Origin of the sequence: Pseudonocardia sp. N23, assembly GCF_002583555.1 — a bacterium.
Taxonomy (GTDB): domain Bacteria; phylum Actinomycetota; class Actinomycetes; order Mycobacteriales; family Pseudonocardiaceae; genus Pseudonocardia.
This window is the reverse complement of record NZ_BEGX01000009.1, coordinates 126,842-141,333: the sequence shown is the minus strand read 5'-3', so window position 1 is coordinate 141,333 and position 14,492 is coordinate 126,842. Positions and strand designations below refer to the sequence as shown.

At 71.8% G+C, this 14,492-nt stretch carries 15 protein-coding genes and 1 pseudogene; 5 read left to right on the top strand and 11 right to left on the bottom strand.

Annotated features, from left to right (window positions below; translation table 11 throughout):
• Positions 1–300: 300 nt before the first annotated feature.
• The 4 genes and pseudogenes from TOK_RS05110 to TOK_RS33785 all read left to right on the top strand — a co-directional run bounded on the left by TOK_RS05110 (position 301) and on the right by TOK_RS33785 (position 2,095).
• Positions 301–915: an Hsp20/alpha crystallin family protein gene (locus tag TOK_RS05110; RefSeq protein WP_253258186.1), complete on the top strand. Its 615-nt coding sequence runs from the start codon at positions 301–303 to the stop codon at positions 913–915.
• A 129-nt stretch (positions 916–1,044) separates the two neighbouring features.
• Positions 1,045–1,494, top strand: coding sequence for a helix-turn-helix domain-containing protein (locus TOK_RS35230; RefSeq protein ID WP_374754852.1), 450 nt, complete (start codon positions 1,045–1,047; stop codon positions 1,492–1,494).
• Between the two features lie 84 nt (positions 1,495–1,578).
• Positions 1,579–1,836 (top strand): annotated as a pseudogene (locus TOK_RS33790) (YhjD/YihY/BrkB family envelope integrity protein); the annotation flags it as partial.
• Positions 1,837–1,906: 70 nt separating this feature from the next.
• On the top strand, positions 1,907–2,095 hold the full coding sequence (locus tag TOK_RS33785; RefSeq protein ID WP_253258185.1) for a hypothetical protein: 189 nt from the start codon (positions 1,907–1,909) through the stop codon (positions 2,093–2,095).
• A 47-nt stretch (positions 2,096–2,142) separates the two neighbouring features.
• On the opposite strand, the gene TOK_RS05095 is transcribed toward TOK_RS33785, so the two are convergent.
• The 3 genes from TOK_RS05095 to TOK_RS05085 are packed head-to-tail and all read right to left on the bottom strand — an operon-like array spanning position 2,143 to position 4,711.
• Positions 2,143–2,847 (bottom strand): 3-oxoacid CoA-transferase subunit B, encoded by a 705-nt coding sequence (locus tag TOK_RS05095; protein ID WP_098956613.1) that lies wholly within the window; start codon positions 2,845–2,847, stop codon positions 2,143–2,145.
• On the bottom strand, positions 2,844–3,521 hold the full coding sequence (locus TOK_RS05090; RefSeq protein ID WP_098956612.1) for a 3-oxoacid CoA-transferase subunit A: 678 nt from the start codon (positions 3,519–3,521) through the stop codon (positions 2,844–2,846). Before TOK_RS05090 ends, TOK_RS05095 begins: the two co-directional genes overlap by 4 nt.
• Positions 3,518–4,711, bottom strand: a complete 1,194-nt coding sequence (locus TOK_RS05085; RefSeq protein ID WP_098956611.1) for a thiolase family protein — start codon at positions 4,709–4,711, stop codon at positions 3,518–3,520. Before TOK_RS05085 ends, TOK_RS05090 begins: the two co-directional genes overlap by 4 nt.
• 84 nt (positions 4,712–4,795) lie before the next feature.
• Between TOK_RS05085 and TOK_RS05080 the strand changes: the two genes are divergently transcribed.
• The gene (locus TOK_RS05080) at positions 4,796–5,683 is read left to right on the top strand and encodes a LysR substrate-binding domain-containing protein (RefSeq protein ID WP_098956610.1); all 888 of its coding nucleotides are present in this window, start codon (positions 4,796–4,798) and stop codon (positions 5,681–5,683) included.
• Between the two features lie 40 nt (positions 5,684–5,723).
• Here TOK_RS05080 and TOK_RS05075 read toward each other — a convergent pair whose 3' ends face one another.
• The 8 genes from TOK_RS05075 to TOK_RS05040 all read right to left on the bottom strand — a co-directional run bounded on the left by TOK_RS05075 (position 5,724) and on the right by TOK_RS05040 (position 14,333).
• Complete coding sequence (locus TOK_RS05075; protein ID WP_098956609.1) at positions 5,724–6,425, bottom strand: ABC transporter ATP-binding protein; 702 nt, start codon at positions 6,423–6,425, stop codon at positions 5,724–5,726.
• A complete protein-coding gene (locus tag TOK_RS05070) occupies positions 6,422–7,180 on the bottom strand; it encodes an ABC transporter ATP-binding protein (RefSeq protein WP_098956608.1) in 759 nt (252 codons plus the stop codon). Before TOK_RS05070 ends, TOK_RS05075 begins: the two co-directional genes overlap by 4 nt.
• A complete protein-coding gene (locus TOK_RS05065; protein ID WP_172457415.1) occupies positions 7,177–8,181 on the bottom strand; it encodes a branched-chain amino acid ABC transporter permease in 1,005 nt (334 codons plus the stop codon). Before TOK_RS05065 ends, TOK_RS05070 begins: the two co-directional genes overlap by 4 nt.
• Positions 8,182–8,186: 5 nt before the next feature.
• On the bottom strand, positions 8,187–9,077 hold the full coding sequence (locus TOK_RS05060; protein WP_098956606.1) for a branched-chain amino acid ABC transporter permease: 891 nt from the start codon (positions 9,075–9,077) through the stop codon (positions 8,187–8,189).
• Complete coding sequence (locus tag TOK_RS05055) at positions 9,074–10,291, bottom strand: ABC transporter substrate-binding protein (RefSeq protein ID WP_098956605.1); 1,218 nt, start codon at positions 10,289–10,291, stop codon at positions 9,074–9,076. The genes TOK_RS05060 and TOK_RS05055 overlap by 4 nt, the downstream gene beginning before the upstream one ends.
• A gap of 297 nt (positions 10,292–10,588) precedes the next feature.
• Complete coding sequence (locus TOK_RS05050; protein ID WP_098956604.1) at positions 10,589–11,752, bottom strand: acyl-CoA dehydrogenase family protein; 1,164 nt, start codon at positions 11,750–11,752, stop codon at positions 10,589–10,591.
• The gene (locus TOK_RS05045; protein ID WP_098956603.1) at positions 11,749–13,431 is read right to left on the bottom strand and encodes an NAD(P)/FAD-dependent oxidoreductase; all 1,683 of its coding nucleotides are present in this window, start codon (positions 13,429–13,431) and stop codon (positions 11,749–11,751) included. The genes TOK_RS05050 and TOK_RS05045 overlap by 4 nt, the downstream gene beginning before the upstream one ends.
• Positions 13,428–14,333 carry an alpha/beta hydrolase gene (locus tag TOK_RS05040; RefSeq protein WP_098956602.1) on the bottom strand — a complete coding sequence of 302 codons (906 nt, stop codon included), beginning with the start codon at positions 14,331–14,333 and terminating at the stop codon, positions 13,428–13,430. Before TOK_RS05040 ends, TOK_RS05045 begins: the two co-directional genes overlap by 4 nt.
• Positions 14,334–14,492 lie beyond the last annotated feature (159 nt).

Here is a 14,492-nt window from a genome sequence, read left to right as displayed (position 1 = left end):
GCGCGACCACCACCTCGACGAGCTGCGCGAGATGCTGCTGCACCCGACGATCCGGGGCCAGCTGGGTGGGGCGGTTCCGGACGTCGCGGTGCACGCGGCGGGGGACGAGAGCCGGGCAGCAGGCTGACCGGCGGGCCACGCGGTCCCCGCCATGGGGCCCGGCCACCATTTCAGGGCGGGTCGAGCGTGTGGCCGGTCCCCGGGCCGTGGCAGGGCCCCGCGGGGGATCGGTGGCCAGGTCGGATGGACGAAACCGGGTCGTCTCCGTCGAGGTGTGCCGGGTCATGAGTGCGGCCATCCGTGAGCCGGACAACAGGCAACGTCGGAGATACCACTACGCGCTCGAGAATTGCTCAAGCTGGTCTTGCGTCAATCTCCAGTCGCCGCTATAAATTCTGGGTGTCACGAGATGGCAGCACGACGAGAGGAGCGATCACGATGCTGCTGAACTACGAGCCCTTTGCCGATGCGGCTCGCCTGCTGGACAGGGTCGCCGGCAGTGGTCAGGCCGGTATGCCGCGCGGGATGGCGATGGACGTCCAGCGTCTCGACGACCACCTGATCGCGACGTTCGACCTGCCGGGCGTCGACCCCGGGTCGATCGACGTGACTGTGGAGGGCAACTCCCTCACCGTTCGTGCCGAGCGTTCCGCACCGCACGAAGACGGGGAATGGCTCTGCCGCGAGCGGCCGCGGGGTGGCTACAGTCGGCGGCTGATGCTGGGCCGCGACCTCGACGGTGAGCGGCTTACCGCCGCCTACCACGACGGCGTCCTGTCGATCACGATCCCGGTCGCCGAACGGGCCAAACCACGCCGGGTCGCGGTCACCCGCGTGACCGACGGTACGACCTCGGCGGCGGTCACCGACCACGGACCGCAGCGCTCACTCGACATGTCGGCGACCCCGTCCTGAGCCGGATTCCCGGTCGGCTGCCCGGCCGCAGTCCTGGGCCGGGCGGTCGACCACCCACCCACCACGACGCCTGCGCAGGAGGATGATGACCACACCCACCAACATGACGCCGAGAACGGCAGTGCTCACGTGACCGACAACCTGAGCAGGCTGGACGACGAGGACTACCCGGCGGTCTCGATGGGACAGGCCGCGCAGCTCCTCGACGTCCAGCCTGCCTTCCTGCGCAGCCTCGACGCTGCCGGCATCCTCAGCCCGTTCCGCACCGACGGTGGCCACCGTCGCTTCTCCCGACGCCAGCTCCGGCTCGCGACGCGGCTGCGCGAGCTCCTCGACGGCGGTCATTCCCTGCTCTCCGCGCAGACGATCCTGGGCCTCGAACAACAGCTCGACGTCAGCGAGTCCGCCCGCCACCGCGCCGACCGTGCCCGCGACGACGCCACCGATGCCCGTGACGACGCCCGAGCAGATCTGCGACAGCGTGACGACGAGCTCGCCGCGACCCGGGCCCAGCTCACCGACGCCCGCAACGAGCTCACCGAGCTCCGCGGGCGGCTCGCCTCGCACGGCGAGGGCTGATCCGCCCCTCGGCTTCGCGAGCTTTCGCCGGTACCGCTCGACGCCGGCCTCCGGGGTGGTCGAGCAGAGGCCAAGGCCGACAACGTGCCGATCCTGGCGGGCGGTGTGGCGTTCTTCGCGTTCCTCGCCCTGTTCCCGGCGATGATCGCCGCACCGACCCTCTACGGGCTCGTCGCCGACCCGGCCCAGGTCGCGGCCCAGGTGCAGAGCCTCGCCGCCGCGCTGCCGGAGTCGGCTCGGCCGATCATCACCGACCAGCTCGACTCGATCACCAGCACCGGCAACGGGGCGTTGGGGATCGGGTTGGTCGTGTCGTTGCTGGCCGCGTTCTGGAGCGCGTCGACCGGGACGATGAACCTGATCCGTGCGACCAACCTCGCCTACGACGAGGACGAGAGGGAGCGCTGGCCGGGTGATCGTACTGATGTTGTGGCTGTACCTGACCAGCTACATCGTCCTGCTCGGGGCGGAGATCAACGCGGAGAGCGAACGTCGGACCGAGCGCGACACGACCCGGGGTCCGGCCGAACCGTTGGGGTCGCGCGGTGCCGAGGCGGCGGACACGGTGGCGGACGAACCTGCGAGCCGCTCACGCGGGTGAGCGATGTGGAGGACACCCGGCAGTGGTCTCCACGCTGTCGCGGCGCCTCACCGCCGAGCGGCTCGAGCCTCGTCGGTGACGGCCGCGTCGATGCGGACCTCGATCGGGGCGAGCCGCCGGACGAGGTCCTGCGCGGTGATGCCGTGGACGTCGAGCAGCCGGACGCCGTCGGGGCCGACGGCGAAGGTGCCGAGATCGGTGTAGACGCGTTCGACGCAGGCCAGGCCGGTGAGCGGGTAGGTGCACTCCGGCACCAGTTTCGGAGCACCCTGCTTGTCGAACAGGGTCATCATGACCCAGACGCGACGGGCCCCGATGGCGAGATCCATGGCACCGCCGACGGCCGGGACGGCCTCGGGCGCGCCGGTGTGCCAGTTGGCGAGGTCGCCGCGGGCGGAGACCTGGAAGGCGCCGAGGACGCAGACGTCGAGGTGTCCGCCCCGCATCATCGCGAAGGAGTCGGCCTGGTGGAAGTAGGCCGCCCCGGGGAGCTCGGTGACCGCGACCTTGCCGGCGTTGATCAGGTCCGGGTCGACGTCGTCGCCGTGTGCGGCGGGGCCCATGTTGAGCATGCCGTTCTCGGTGTGCAGGACGACTCCGGAGCCCGCCGGGAGATGGTCGGCGACCAGCGTGGGCTGGCCGATGCCGAGGTTGACGTAGGACCCGTCGGGGTGTTCGGCGGCGATGTCGCGGGCGATGGCGGCGGCGATGTCGTGCTTGCTCCGGCGGTCGGCTCGGTGGTCGGTGCTCATGCGGCGCTCTCCTGTGTGGCCGCGACGATGCGGTCGACGTAGATGCTCGGGGTGACGACGGCTTCCGGGTCGAGCGCTCCGGTCTCGACGACGCGGTCGACCTGCACCGCGACGGTGCGGGCGGCCGTGGCCATCACGGGGCCGAAGTTGCGGGCGGTCCGGCGGTAGACGAGGTTGCCCATCCGGTCGGCGGTGTGGGCCTTGATCAGCGCGAGGTCGCCGTGGATGGGGTATTCGAGCAGGTACGACCTGCCGTCGATCTCGCGGACCTCCTTGCCCTCGGCCAGCGGTGTGCCGACGGCGGTCGGGCTGTAGAAGGCGCCGATGCCCGCGCCCGCCGCGCGCATCCGCTCGGCCAGGTTGCCCTGGGGGACGACCTCGAGCTCGATGCGTCCCGCGCGGTACAGGCCGTCGAAGACCCAGGAGTCGCTCTGCCGCGGGAACGAGCAGATCACCTTGCGCACCCGGCCGGTGGCGAGCAGGGCCGCCAGCCCGGTGTCGCCGTTGCCCGCGTTGTTCGACACGATCGTCAGGTCGGCCGCGCCCTGGCGGATCAGGGCGTCGACGAGCTCGACGGGCATGCCGGCCATGCCGAACCCGCCGACGAGGACGGTCGCCCCGTCGGCGGTGCCGGCGACGGCCTCGTCGTAGCCGGCGCACACGCGTGCGGTCACGACCGGGCTCCGGACACGTTCTCGAGCACGACGGCGAGCGCCTGGCCGACGCCGATGCAGATCGCGGCCACGCCCCAGCGGTCGCCGGACTCGCGCAGCCGGGCCGCAAGGGTCCCGAGGATCCGCGCACCGGACGCTCCGAGCGGGTGGCCGATCGCGATCGCGCCGCCCTTGGTGTTGACGATGTCCGGATCGACCTTCCATGCGTCCGTGCAGGCGAGGGCCTGCACCGCGAACGCCTCGTTGAGCTCGACGGCGCTCACGTCCGCCCAGCCGATTCCGGCCCTGGCCAGCGCGCGTCCGGCGGCCTCGACGGGCGCGAACCCGAACTCCCGCGGGTCCAGCGCGTGCACGCCGCGGCCGGCGATGCGGGCGATCGGGTCCGACCCGATGGTCCGGGCCGCCTCCGCCGATCCCATGAGGACGGCGGCGGCACCGTCGTTGAGCGGGCTGGCGTTGCCTGCCGTGATCGTCCCGTCGGTCCGGAACGAGGGCGTGAGCCCGGCCAGCCTGTCGGGCGTGGAGCCGTCCCGGATGCTCTCGTCGCGGGCCGGCTCGATGCCGGGCACGTCCACGACCTGGTCGTCGTAGAAGCCGTCGGCCCACGCCTGCGCCGCAAGGCGGTGCGAGCGGGCCGCGAACTCGTCCTGACGGGTGCGGGAGACGGCGAACCGGTCGGCGAGCTGCTCGTTGCACTCGCCGAGCGACACCGTCCACTCCGCCGGCATGCGCTCGTTGACCAGCCGCCAGCCCAGTGTCGTCGACACCGCGGTGACGTCACCGGGAGCGAATGCGCGCGCAGGCTTCGGCATGACCCACGGCGCCCGCGTCATCGACTCGACGCCGCCGGCGACCACGACGTCGGCGTCGCCGACCTCGACGGCCCGGGAGGCCTGGATCGCGGCGTCGAGCGAGGACCCGCAGAGCCGGTTGACCGTCGTGGCCGGCACCGACACCGGCAGCCCGGCCAGGAGTACGGCCATGCGCCCGACGTCGCGGTTGTCCTCGCCTGCCTGGTTGGCGCAGCCCCACACGACGTCGCCGATCGTCGCCGCGTCGAGTGCCGGGGTCTTCGACAGCAGCCCGGTCAGCGCGGCGGCGGCGAGGTCGTCGGGGCGGACGCCGGCGAGCGCCCCGCCGAAGCGGCCGAACGTCGTGCGCGCGCTCGCGTAGAGGTAGGAGGACACCATGCGGACCACGCTAAGGACGGGCTTCCATCACGTCCAATACTCATATGTCGCTGATTGATAAGCAGAGTGCATAAGCTGTCGCGGGTGGAGCTGCGGCATCTTCGCTCGTTCGTCGTCCTGGCCGAGGAACGGCACTTCGGGCGCGCGGCAGCGCGACTGCACATCGCCCAGCCCGCCCTGTCGCAACAGCTCCGGCAGCTGGAGCGGGAGGTCGGCGCGGCGCTGATGGACCGGTCGACCCGGCGGGTCGAGCTCACGGAGGCGGGTCGGCTGCTCCAGCAGCGGGCGGGCGAGATCGTCGCGTCGGTCGACCGCACGTCCACCGACCTCGCACTCATGGCCGCGGGACGCGCCGGCCTGGTCCGCGTCGGTTTCGTCGGCACCGCGACCTACGACGTGCTGCCGCGGGTCGCGCTGCGGGTCCGCAACGAGCTGCCGGACGTCGAGCTGGAGCTCCACGGGGAGCTCCTCGGGCCGGCGTTGCTCGAAGGGCTGCTCGCAGGTGACCTCGACATCGCCGTGCTCCGGCCCGGACCGGTGCTCCCCGAGGGGGTCGAGGTCGTCGAACTGCGCACGGAGCCGCTGGTCGCCGTGCTGCCGGCCGACCATCCGATGGCCGGAGCCGCCGACGTGTCGCTGACGGACCTCGCCGGCGCGCCGGTGATCACGCATCCGTCCGGACGCCGCTCGACGATGCAGCCCCTCGTCCTCGACACCTTCCGCCGGGCGGGCCTCGATCCGGAGATCGTCGAGGTCGGCGAGACGGGAACCCTCGTCGTCTTCGTCGCGGCCGGAATCGGCATCGGGCTCGTTCCCGCGTCCGTCCGCGCACTCAGGCTCGACGGAGTCGCCTACGTCCCGCTGGCAGGGGCGCCGGTCGACGTGCCGCTGGTGCTCGCCCACCGGCCCGAACCCTCCGTGGCGGCAGGCCGCGTCGCCGCACTCGTGGCCGCCGTCTGCGCCCGGCCCTGAGTCTCGGCCCGATCGCTCCGCAGCGGGTCGAGGTCCCTGCTCAGGCGACGCCGAGCAGCCGGTGGGCGGTCGCGCGGTCGGCACGGAACTCCGGCGTGCTGACCCGGTGGACGATGCGGCCCTTCTCCATCACCGCGATCTCGTCGCACACGGCGAAGGCGAGGTGCAGGTCCTGCTCGACGAGCAGCATCGTCACCCCCTCGCCGCGCAGGGTCCGCAGCAGGGCGGCGATCTGGTCGACGATGGCCGGCGCGAGGCCGTCGGACGGTTCGTCCAGCAGCAGGACGGCCGGATCGGTGAGCAGGGCACGGGCGATCGCCAGCATCTGCTGCTCGCCGCCGGAGAGCTGCCCGGCCTGCTGGCCGAACCGTTCGCGCAGCCGGGGGAGCAGGTCCAGGACGGCGTCGACGGTCCATCGCCTCCCGTGCCCCCGGGTCGCGAGCGTGAGGGTCTCGCGGACGGTCAGCGGTGCCCAGATGCGCCTGCCCTGCGGCACGATCGCGACGCCTGCGCGGGCGATCAGGTCCGGGCGTAGTCCCGCGACGTCGCGGTCGCCGAGCAGGACGTGCCCCGAGGTCGGTACGACCAGCCCCATCAGCGTCATGACCAGCGTCGACTTTCCCACGCCGTTGCGCCCGAGGAGGCCGAGCGCGCCGCCCTCGGCGACGGACAGGTCGATCCCGTCGAGAACGGTGCTGCGGTCGTAGCCCGCGACCAGTGCCCGGACGTCGAGGGAGGTCATGAGGTGAACAGCTCCTCGCGACGGCTGGTGCCGAGGTAGGCCTCGCGGACGGCGTCACTGGCCCGGACCTCGTCCGGGGTGCCGGAGAGCAGCACCCGCCCGAGGTGCAGCACCGTGACCCGGTCGGCCAGGTCGAAGACGAGGTCGAGGTCGTGCTCGACGAACAGCACGGTCACCTCCGACGGCAGGTCGGCGAGGACGGCGAGCAGCCGGGCACTCTCGGCGGGCGACATCCCGGCTGCGGGCTCGTCGAGCAGCAGTACCGACGGTGAGCAGGCCAGCGCGAGTGCGACCTCCAGCTGCTTGCGCTCGCCGTGGGACAGCGACGGCACCGTGTCGCCGGCCCGGTCGGCCAGCCCGACCAGGCCGAGCAGCTCGGCGGAGCGGGTCCCGACCCGGGGCTGCCTGCGCGGCCACGGCACGATCCGCGTCCCGTCGTGCCGACGGGCCGCCAGGGCGACCGTCTCCGCAGCGGTGAGCGATGCGAACAGGCTGGAGTGCTGCAGGGTCTGGCTCATCCCCAGGCGGCAGCGCCGGACCTCCGAGAGCGACGTGACGTCGTGCTCGCCGAGGCCGACGGTGCCGGCGTCCGCCCGCATCCGGCCGGTGAGCAGCCGGAACAGCGTCGACTTGCCGGCGCCGTTCGGGCCGATCAGCGCGTGCCGGGCGCCAGGGGCGACGGTCAGGTCGACGTCGTCGACCGCTCTCAGCGCCCCGAACGACCTGCTCAGGCCCCGGCACGTGAGGGCGCTCATGAGCGTCTCCTCCGGAACGGCCGCAAGGAGGTGAGCCCGGCGGCCCCGCGGGGGAGCAGGTAGACGACCAGGACGAACACGATGCCGAGCAGCAGCTCGCCGTGCCCGCCGAGGCCGGGGCCCAGCGCGTCGCGCACCAGCACCACGACCGCGGCGCCGACGACCGGGCCCCACAACGATCCGGCCCCGCCGACCACGACGGCGAGCAGCACCAGCGCCGCCGTGGTGAAGCCCAGGTCACCGGGGGTGACCAGGCGCTGCTGGGCGGCGAGCAGCGATCCGGCGACGCCCGCGATCGTCCCGGCGGCGATGAACGCGCCGTACTTGTAGAGCGTCGTGGAGTATCCGATGGCGCGCATCCGGGACTCGTTGTCGCGAATGCCGCGCAGCGTCGCGCCGAAGGGCGACCGTGCCAGCAACCACACCAGGGCGAACGCGACGACGCCGACGGCCAGCACGTACCAGTAGAGGTAGCCGACGCCCAGCAGCGGCTCGGAGCCCAGGCGCGCGGCGGGGATGCCGGAGAGGCCGTTGGCGCCGCCGGTCACACCGTCCCAGCTCTGCGCCAGCTGGGCGAGGACCTCGCCGATCGCCAACGTCAACATCAGGAAGTAGACGCCCGCGGACCGGACGGCCACCCACCCGGTCGCGGCGGCCGCCAGCCCGCCGACCGCCGCACCGACCAGCAGCGGCACCGGGATCGCCGGGGTGAGGTGGATCGAGACCCACCCCGCCGCGTAGGCCCCGGCCCCGAAGTAGGCGGCGTGCCCGAGCGAGGGCAGGCCGGTGATCCCGACCAGCAGGTCGAGGCTGACCGCGAGCAGCCCGAACACCAGCAACCGGGTCAGGGTCGTGGTGGCGAAGGGAGCCAGGAACAGTGGGGCCGCCGCGAGCACCACGACGACGACGATCGCGGGGACGGGCCCGAGGCGCCGCCGGGGGCGTGGTGGGGGAGTCCCGCCCACCACGTTGTCCGGCACTGCCTCCGGTCGTTGCGACACCTCCGTCATGCTGCCGCCCCGGAGCGGCTCCCGAACAGCCCCCGCGGCCTCACGATCAGCACGAGCGCGAGCGCACCGAACAGCACGAAGGACGCCAGGTCCGGCAGCAGCGCCCGGCCGAGCGACTCGATCTGGCCGATGACCAGCGCCCCGACCAGGGCGCCCTTGACCGAGCCCAGCCCGCCGATGACCACCACGACGAGGGCGAGGATCAGGACCGTGGAGTCCAGCCCGACACTCGCGCCGTAGACCGGGCCGCCGAGCACACCCGCGACCGTCGCGAGCAGCGAGCCCGCGGCGAACACGGCGATCTTCACCCGGCGGTTGTCGACCCCGATGGCCGCGACCATCTCCCGGTCGGCGACGGTGGCCCGGATCAGAGCGCCGAGGGTCGTGCGCTCGACGAGTACGTGGACGCCGACCGCGAGGACGGCGCCGACCCCGATCAGGACGAGCCGGTAGGTCGGGTAGGCGGCACCGAACACCGAGGTCGACCCGTCGAGGCCGGGTGGGGCGGGCACCGCGAGGGGGTCGTCGCCGAACACGATCTGCAGCACCTCGGCGACGATCAGCGCGACACCGAGGGTGAGCAGGGCCTGGTCCAGATGCGAGCGTGTGCGTAGCGGCTCGGTCATCGCCGACAGCAACCCGCCTGCGAGCAGACCGATCACCGCGGCGACACCGAGGGCTCCGAGGAACCCGCCCCACGACGGCCCGCCGCCCGCCAGCGCGGCGGCGAGGTAGGCGCCGACGACGAACAGCGCGCCGTGGGCCAGGTTGAGCACGTCCATCATCCCGAAGACCAGCGACAGGCCGACGGCCAGCACGAACAGCAGGGCCCCGATGGCCAGCCCGTTGAGGACGCTGATCAGGTTGGCGGCGACCCAGCCGGTCATACCTGCGCCTTCTGCCCCAGGTCCTGGGTCACGACGTTGCTGAGCTGCGGCGGGGTGCCCTCGACGGTGCGGAGGTACATCGTCTGCCTGGGGCTCTGGCCGTCGAAGGTCCAGGAGCCGCGGGGGCTGTCGTCGATCGCGCCGATCCCCCCGAGGGCGGCGCTGATGCTGTCGCCGTCGAGGGCGGCCCCGCCCGCGAGCGCCCGTTCCAGGACCGCGGCAGCGTCGTAGGTCGAGACCGAGTAGCAGGTCGGGGCCGACTGGTGGGCGGCCTTGTAGGCCTGGACGAAAGCGGTGTTGGCGGGGTTGTCGAGCCGGTCGGTGTAGAAGAGCGAGGTGCGGACGCCGACGGCGGCGCCCGCCTGGGCGGTGAGCACGCCGCCTTCGGTGAGGAAGCCCGAGCCGTAGAGGGGGACGGAGTCCTTGAGCCCGAACTGGGCGTACTGCTGCACGAAGCGCACCGCCTCCGCCCCCGCGAAGAAGCAGAACACCGCTCCCGCCCCGGACTGCCGGATCTGGGAGAGGAACGGCTGGTAGTCCTGTGTCGTGCCGAACGGCGGCGCGGCCTCGCCGGCGATCTTTCCGCCCGCCGCCTCGTAGGCCGCCTTGAACCCGGCGCGGACCTCGGTGCCCGCCGCGTAGTCGGGGGCGATGAGGAAGACGCCGCCGGCGACGTTCTGCTGCGCGAGGTACGGCCCGGCCGCGGCCGCGACCTGCGCGTTCTGGAACGAGGTCCGCCACACGTAGGGGGTGCGGGCCTTCCCGGTGATGTCCGCAGCCCCCGCGTTCGTCACGACCAGGATCTTCTTGGCCTCGCTCATCAGCGGCGCGGCGCCGAGTGCGGTCGCGGAGTTCACGAGCCCGACGACGACGTCGACCTGGTCGGACTGCAGGACTCGTTGCACCGCAGGGACGCCCGTCTGCGGGTTCTCACCTTCGTCGGCGACGATGGTCGTGACGTCCCGGCCGCCGATCTTGTTGCCGTGTTGCTGGAGCCAGAGTTCCCACCCGCGCTGCATGTCGGTGCCGAGAGCGGCGTACACCCCGGACTGCGGGACGACCAGGCCGACCTTGATCGGTCCGCCGGCGCCGCCGCCGGACGAGCCGGTCGAGCCACCACCGACGCTGCTGCCGCAGGCCGCGAGGACGGGCGTGGCTGCTGCGGCGCCGAACAGCGCGAGCAGGGTGCGCCGGGACAGGGTGAACTCCGCCATCGGGGATCGCTCCTTGTCGAACGATGTGGTGTGGCCGACGTGCTACGACTGGCTGTCGGAGGACGCCGATCCTGTCGAATTACGCGAACGGGTGTCAACCGCTCGGTCGTATCTGCCCGAAACTGTGACACTCCGCAGACGGATGCGTTCCCGGTGGTGCGGGTGCCCGGCGTGGCCCCGGCCGCCTGGGCGGGAGTTGTGACCCTGCAACGGGAGCTCTTCCCGTCGACAGCGCGAATATGGATGACGACTTGGCGACGGTCACTCGATTTTCGTCACACCAATGATCCGGTCGGTTCACGACCTCCTCGTCGCCTCGCGAACGAGTGCTCCGCCGACGATCAGGCGCTGGATCTCGCTGGTGCCTTCGTAGAGCCGCAGCAGACGGACGTCACGGTAGATGCGCTCGACCGGTACCTCCCGCATGTAGCCGGAACCGCCGTGGACCTGGACGGCGAGGTCGGCCACGGTCCCCGCCATCTCGGTGCAGAACAGTTTCGTCGCCGAGGGGGCGATTCGGCGGTCCTCGCCGGACACGTAGGCCCGCGCGGTCTCACGGACCATCGCCCGCCCGGCGAGCACACCGGTCTGGATGTCCGCCAGCATGGCCTGGACCAGCTGGAAGTCCCCGATCCGTCCGTCGCCCTGCGTGTTCCCGGCGGCGTGGGACACGGCTTCCTCGAGCGCACGCTGGGCCGTACCTACGGCGAGGGCGGCGATGTGCACCCTGCCACGGGCCAGCGAGGTCATCGCCGCCCGGTAACCGACCTCCTCCTCACCACCGACCAGCGCGTCCGCCGGAACCCGGACACCGTCGAGAGTGACGTCGGAGGTCCAGGCGCCCTCCTGGCCCATCTTGTGGTCCTTGGGGCCGACGAGCAGCCCGGGGGTGTCGGCGGGTACGAGGAACACCGCGATGCCGGGACTGCCGGGCAGCGGGTCGGCCGTGCGGGCGAAGACGACGAAGAGGTCCGCGATCGGGGCGTTGGTGATGAACTGCTTCTGTCCGTCGATCACCCAGCCGGCGCCGTCGCGGCGGGCGCGGGTACGCAGCCCCGCCGGGTTCGAACCTGCCCCGGGCTCGGTCAGCGCGAACGACGCGACCACCTCTCCGGACGCGATCCGTTCGAGCCAGGCCTTCCTCTGCTCGTCGGTGCCGAAACCGACGAGGACCTGGCCGGCGATGCCGTTGTTGGTGCCGAACATCGAGCGCAGGGCCAGGGTGGTGTAGCCGAACTCCATCGCGAGCTCGACGTCCTGGGTCAGGTCGAGGCCGAGGCCGCCCCACTCTGCCGGGATCGCATAACCGAACAGGCCCATCGCCGCGGCGGTGGTGCGCAGGTCGTCGGGGATGCGGTCCTCGCGCATGATCTCGGCCTCGCGGGGGACGACGTCGGCACGGACGAAGTCCCGGACCTGGCGGCGGACGAACTCGAAGTCCTCCGCAGACACCTCCGTCATGCTTCTCTGCCCGCGCGAGATCCTGTCGCGAGTCCGAGACCGGTGCGGCCTCCGTTCTCGCTGTTCACGGCCTCCTGTCGCGTCGAGCGCTCGAAACCCGCGTACCCGGCAGCCGCGACGTCGGCCAGCTGCTGCCGGTAGGCGGCGATCCCGGCCATGTAGAACATGACGGCGTTCTTCTTCCCGGGGATGTTGGCTCCGAAGATCCACGAGTCGGCCTGTGGGAACAGGGTCATGTTCGCGATCTCCTCGCAGGTGGCCGTCCACCCGTCCTCGGCCTCCCGGGTTGGCTCCACCGTCCGTACGCCGTCGCGCTCGGCGTGTGCGACGAGCTCACCGATCCAGTCGACCTGGGCCTCGATGCTCGGCGGGAGGTTGGTGAAGGGACCGTTCGGGCCGAGGATCATGAACATGTTCGGGAAGCCCGCCTTCGACACACCCAGATAGCTGGTCGGGCCGTCGGTCCAGTGCTCGTCGATGTGGCGGCCGTCCCGGCCGCGCAGGTTCATCGCACGGTAGTTGCCGTCGACGGCGTCGAAGCCGGTCGCGAGGACGAGCACGTCGAGCTCGTGCTCGACTCCGTCGGCTGTGCGCACCCCGGCCGCGGTGATCTCCTGGATCGGGTTGTCCTTGATCGGGACGAGGTCGACGTTCTCGCGGTTGTAGGTCTCGTAGTAGCCCTCGTTGCAGAGCGGGCGCTTGGCGTAGAGGTCGGTGGGGGTCAGCGCCGCGGCGGTCTCCGGGTCGTCGACGATCTCGGCGATCTTCGAGCGGATGAACCCCGCCGCGGCCGCGTTCGCCTCCGGGTTCGTGGCGATGTCGCAGAAGGTGCCGAACATGAAGCGGAAGCCGTTGCCCTTGTCCCAGTTCTCCTGGAACACCCGGCGGCGCTCCTCTTCGGACACGCTCATGGCCTCGACGCCGCTCTCCTCGAACCCGAAGGCCACCACCGAGTTGCGGACCTGGTGCCAGATCGCGTCGAAGTTCTCCTTGGTGCGGGCGACCTCGGCCCGGTCGACGGGTCCGTTGCCGGAGGGGACGCAGTACTGCGGCGAACGCTGGAACACGGTCAGGTGGCCGGCCTGCTTCGCGGCGGCGATGATGAACTGGGTGCCGGTCGAGCCGGTGCCGATCACCCCGACCCGCTTGCCGGTGATGTCGAGGTCCGCAGGCCAGGCGTTCGTGTGCACCAGGCGGCCCGCGAACGCGTCCAGGCCCGGGAAGTCCGGGATGTTGCTCCTCGCGAGCAGGCCCACGGCGTTGACGAGGTAGCGGCTGGTGAACCGCGCGCCGTCGTCGGTGGTGACGGTCCACAGGGCCGAATCCTCGTCGAACACCGCGCCGGTCACCTCGGTGTCCAACGTGATGTCCCGGCCCAGGTCGAAGCGCTCGACGACGTGCTCCAGGTAGGCGAGGACATCGGGCTGGTCGAGGTAGCGGGTCGTCCAGTCCCACTCCCGCAGCAGGTCCTCGTCGAAGGAGTAGCGGTAGACGAACCCCTCCGTGTCGGACTTGGCCCCGGGGTAGCGGTTGAAGTACCAGGTGCCGCCGACGCCGCCACCCTTCTCGAAGGCCTTGACGCTGAGGCCGAGCTCGTTGCGGAGCTTGTGCAGCATGTAGATGCCGCCGAAGCCGGCGCCGATCACCACTGCGTCGACATCGGGGTCGATGGTGCTCATCGGGAACCTCCCAGGTACCAGGTTGCGAGCGCGGCGATCTCCGCGTCCGCCTCGGGTGCGTTGCCGGCCATGCACGGGAACACGTGCTGCATGCCGTCGACGACGGACAGGGTCACGTCGACCCCGGCCGCGCGCGCCGTGTCCGCGAGGCGGGTGGCGTTGTCGACCAGGGCCTCGACGGCGCCCGCGTTGACGTAGAGCGGTGGCAGGCCGGTGAGGTCGGCGTGCAGCGGGTTGGCCAGTGGGGTGCGTGGGTCGATCCGTCCCTCGGCGAGGACGCCGGCGATCATGCCCTCCAGCAGCGGGACGGTGATCAGTGCGTCGGAGGCGTCGTTGGTCACCAGCGTCGCGCCGCTGTTCTCCATGTCCAGCCAGGGCGAGAACGCGATGATCCGGGTGGGCAGCGGGAGCCCCTGCTCGCGGAGGGCGAGAGGGATCGCGACGGCGAGGTTGCCGCCCGCGGAGTCGCCGATCGTCGTGATGTCGGTGATCCCGCGGTCGCGCAGTGCGGCGAACGCCGCCACGCCGTCCTCCACCTGGGCCGGATGCGGGTGCTCCGGGGCGCGGCGGTAGTCGAGCACGAACGCGGTCGCTCCGAGCGCCTTGGCCACGTGGGCCGCAAGCTTGCGGTGGCTCGCGGCCGACCCGACGGCGAACCCGCCGCCGTGGGTGTAGAGCAGCACCTGTGAGGGATCGGCGCCCAGCGGCAACGTCCAGATGCCGGGGACCCCGCCGACGACGTCCTCGCGGTAGGTCACGTCCTCGGGCTCCCGGGTGGGCTGGTGCCACTCGTCGAAGATGCTGCGGGACAGCCGTGTCGTCAGCCCGGGTGTGGTGGCGAGGATGTCGGCCCAGTCGGCGTAGAGCGCGCGCAGGGCGTCGGAGCGGAGCGCCGTCGTCATCGTGTTCCTCCTCGAACTCGTGCTGTGACGGGCACTCACCATCGCCGGGACCTCCATGTCTGCGCGTGTTCCGTTCTGGAACACCCGCCGGTGTTCCGGAACGGAACAGGGCGTCGCCGGCAACGATGGGGGAGACTGGGGGGAAGACACCGGAGGATC

Excerpts from the sequence above, each read along its gene's own strand:
- TOK_RS05095 (WP_098956613.1), bottom strand. The coding sequence starts at position 2,847 with ATGAGCACCGACCACCGAGCCGACCGCCGGAGCAAGCACGACATCGCC.
- TOK_RS05085 (WP_098956611.1), bottom strand. The coding sequence starts at position 4,711 with ATGGTGTCCTCCTACCTCTACGCGAGCGCGCGCACGACGTTCGGCCGC.
- TOK_RS05075 (WP_098956609.1), bottom strand. The coding sequence starts at position 6,425 with ATGACCTCCCTCGACGTCCGGGCACTGGTCGCGGGCTACGACCGCAGC.
- TOK_RS05070 (WP_098956608.1), bottom strand. The coding sequence starts at position 7,180 with ATGAGCGCCCTCACGTGCCGGGGCCTGAGCAGGTCGTTCGGGGCGCTG.
- TOK_RS05060 (WP_098956606.1), bottom strand. The coding sequence starts at position 9,077 with ATGACCGGCTGGGTCGCCGCCAACCTGATCAGCGTCCTCAACGGGCTG.
- TOK_RS05055 (WP_098956605.1), bottom strand. The coding sequence starts at position 10,291 with ATGGCGGAGTTCACCCTGTCCCGGCGCACCCTGCTCGCGCTGTTCGGC.
- TOK_RS05050 (WP_098956604.1), bottom strand. The coding sequence starts at position 11,752 with ATGACGGAGGTGTCTGCGGAGGACTTCGAGTTCGTCCGCCGCCAGGTC.
- TOK_RS05045 (WP_098956603.1), bottom strand. The coding sequence starts at position 13,431 with ATGAGCACCATCGACCCCGATGTCGACGCAGTGGTGATCGGCGCCGGC.
- TOK_RS05040 (WP_098956602.1), bottom strand. The coding sequence starts at position 14,333 with ATGACGACGGCGCTCCGCTCCGACGCCCTGCGCGCGCTCTACGCCGAC.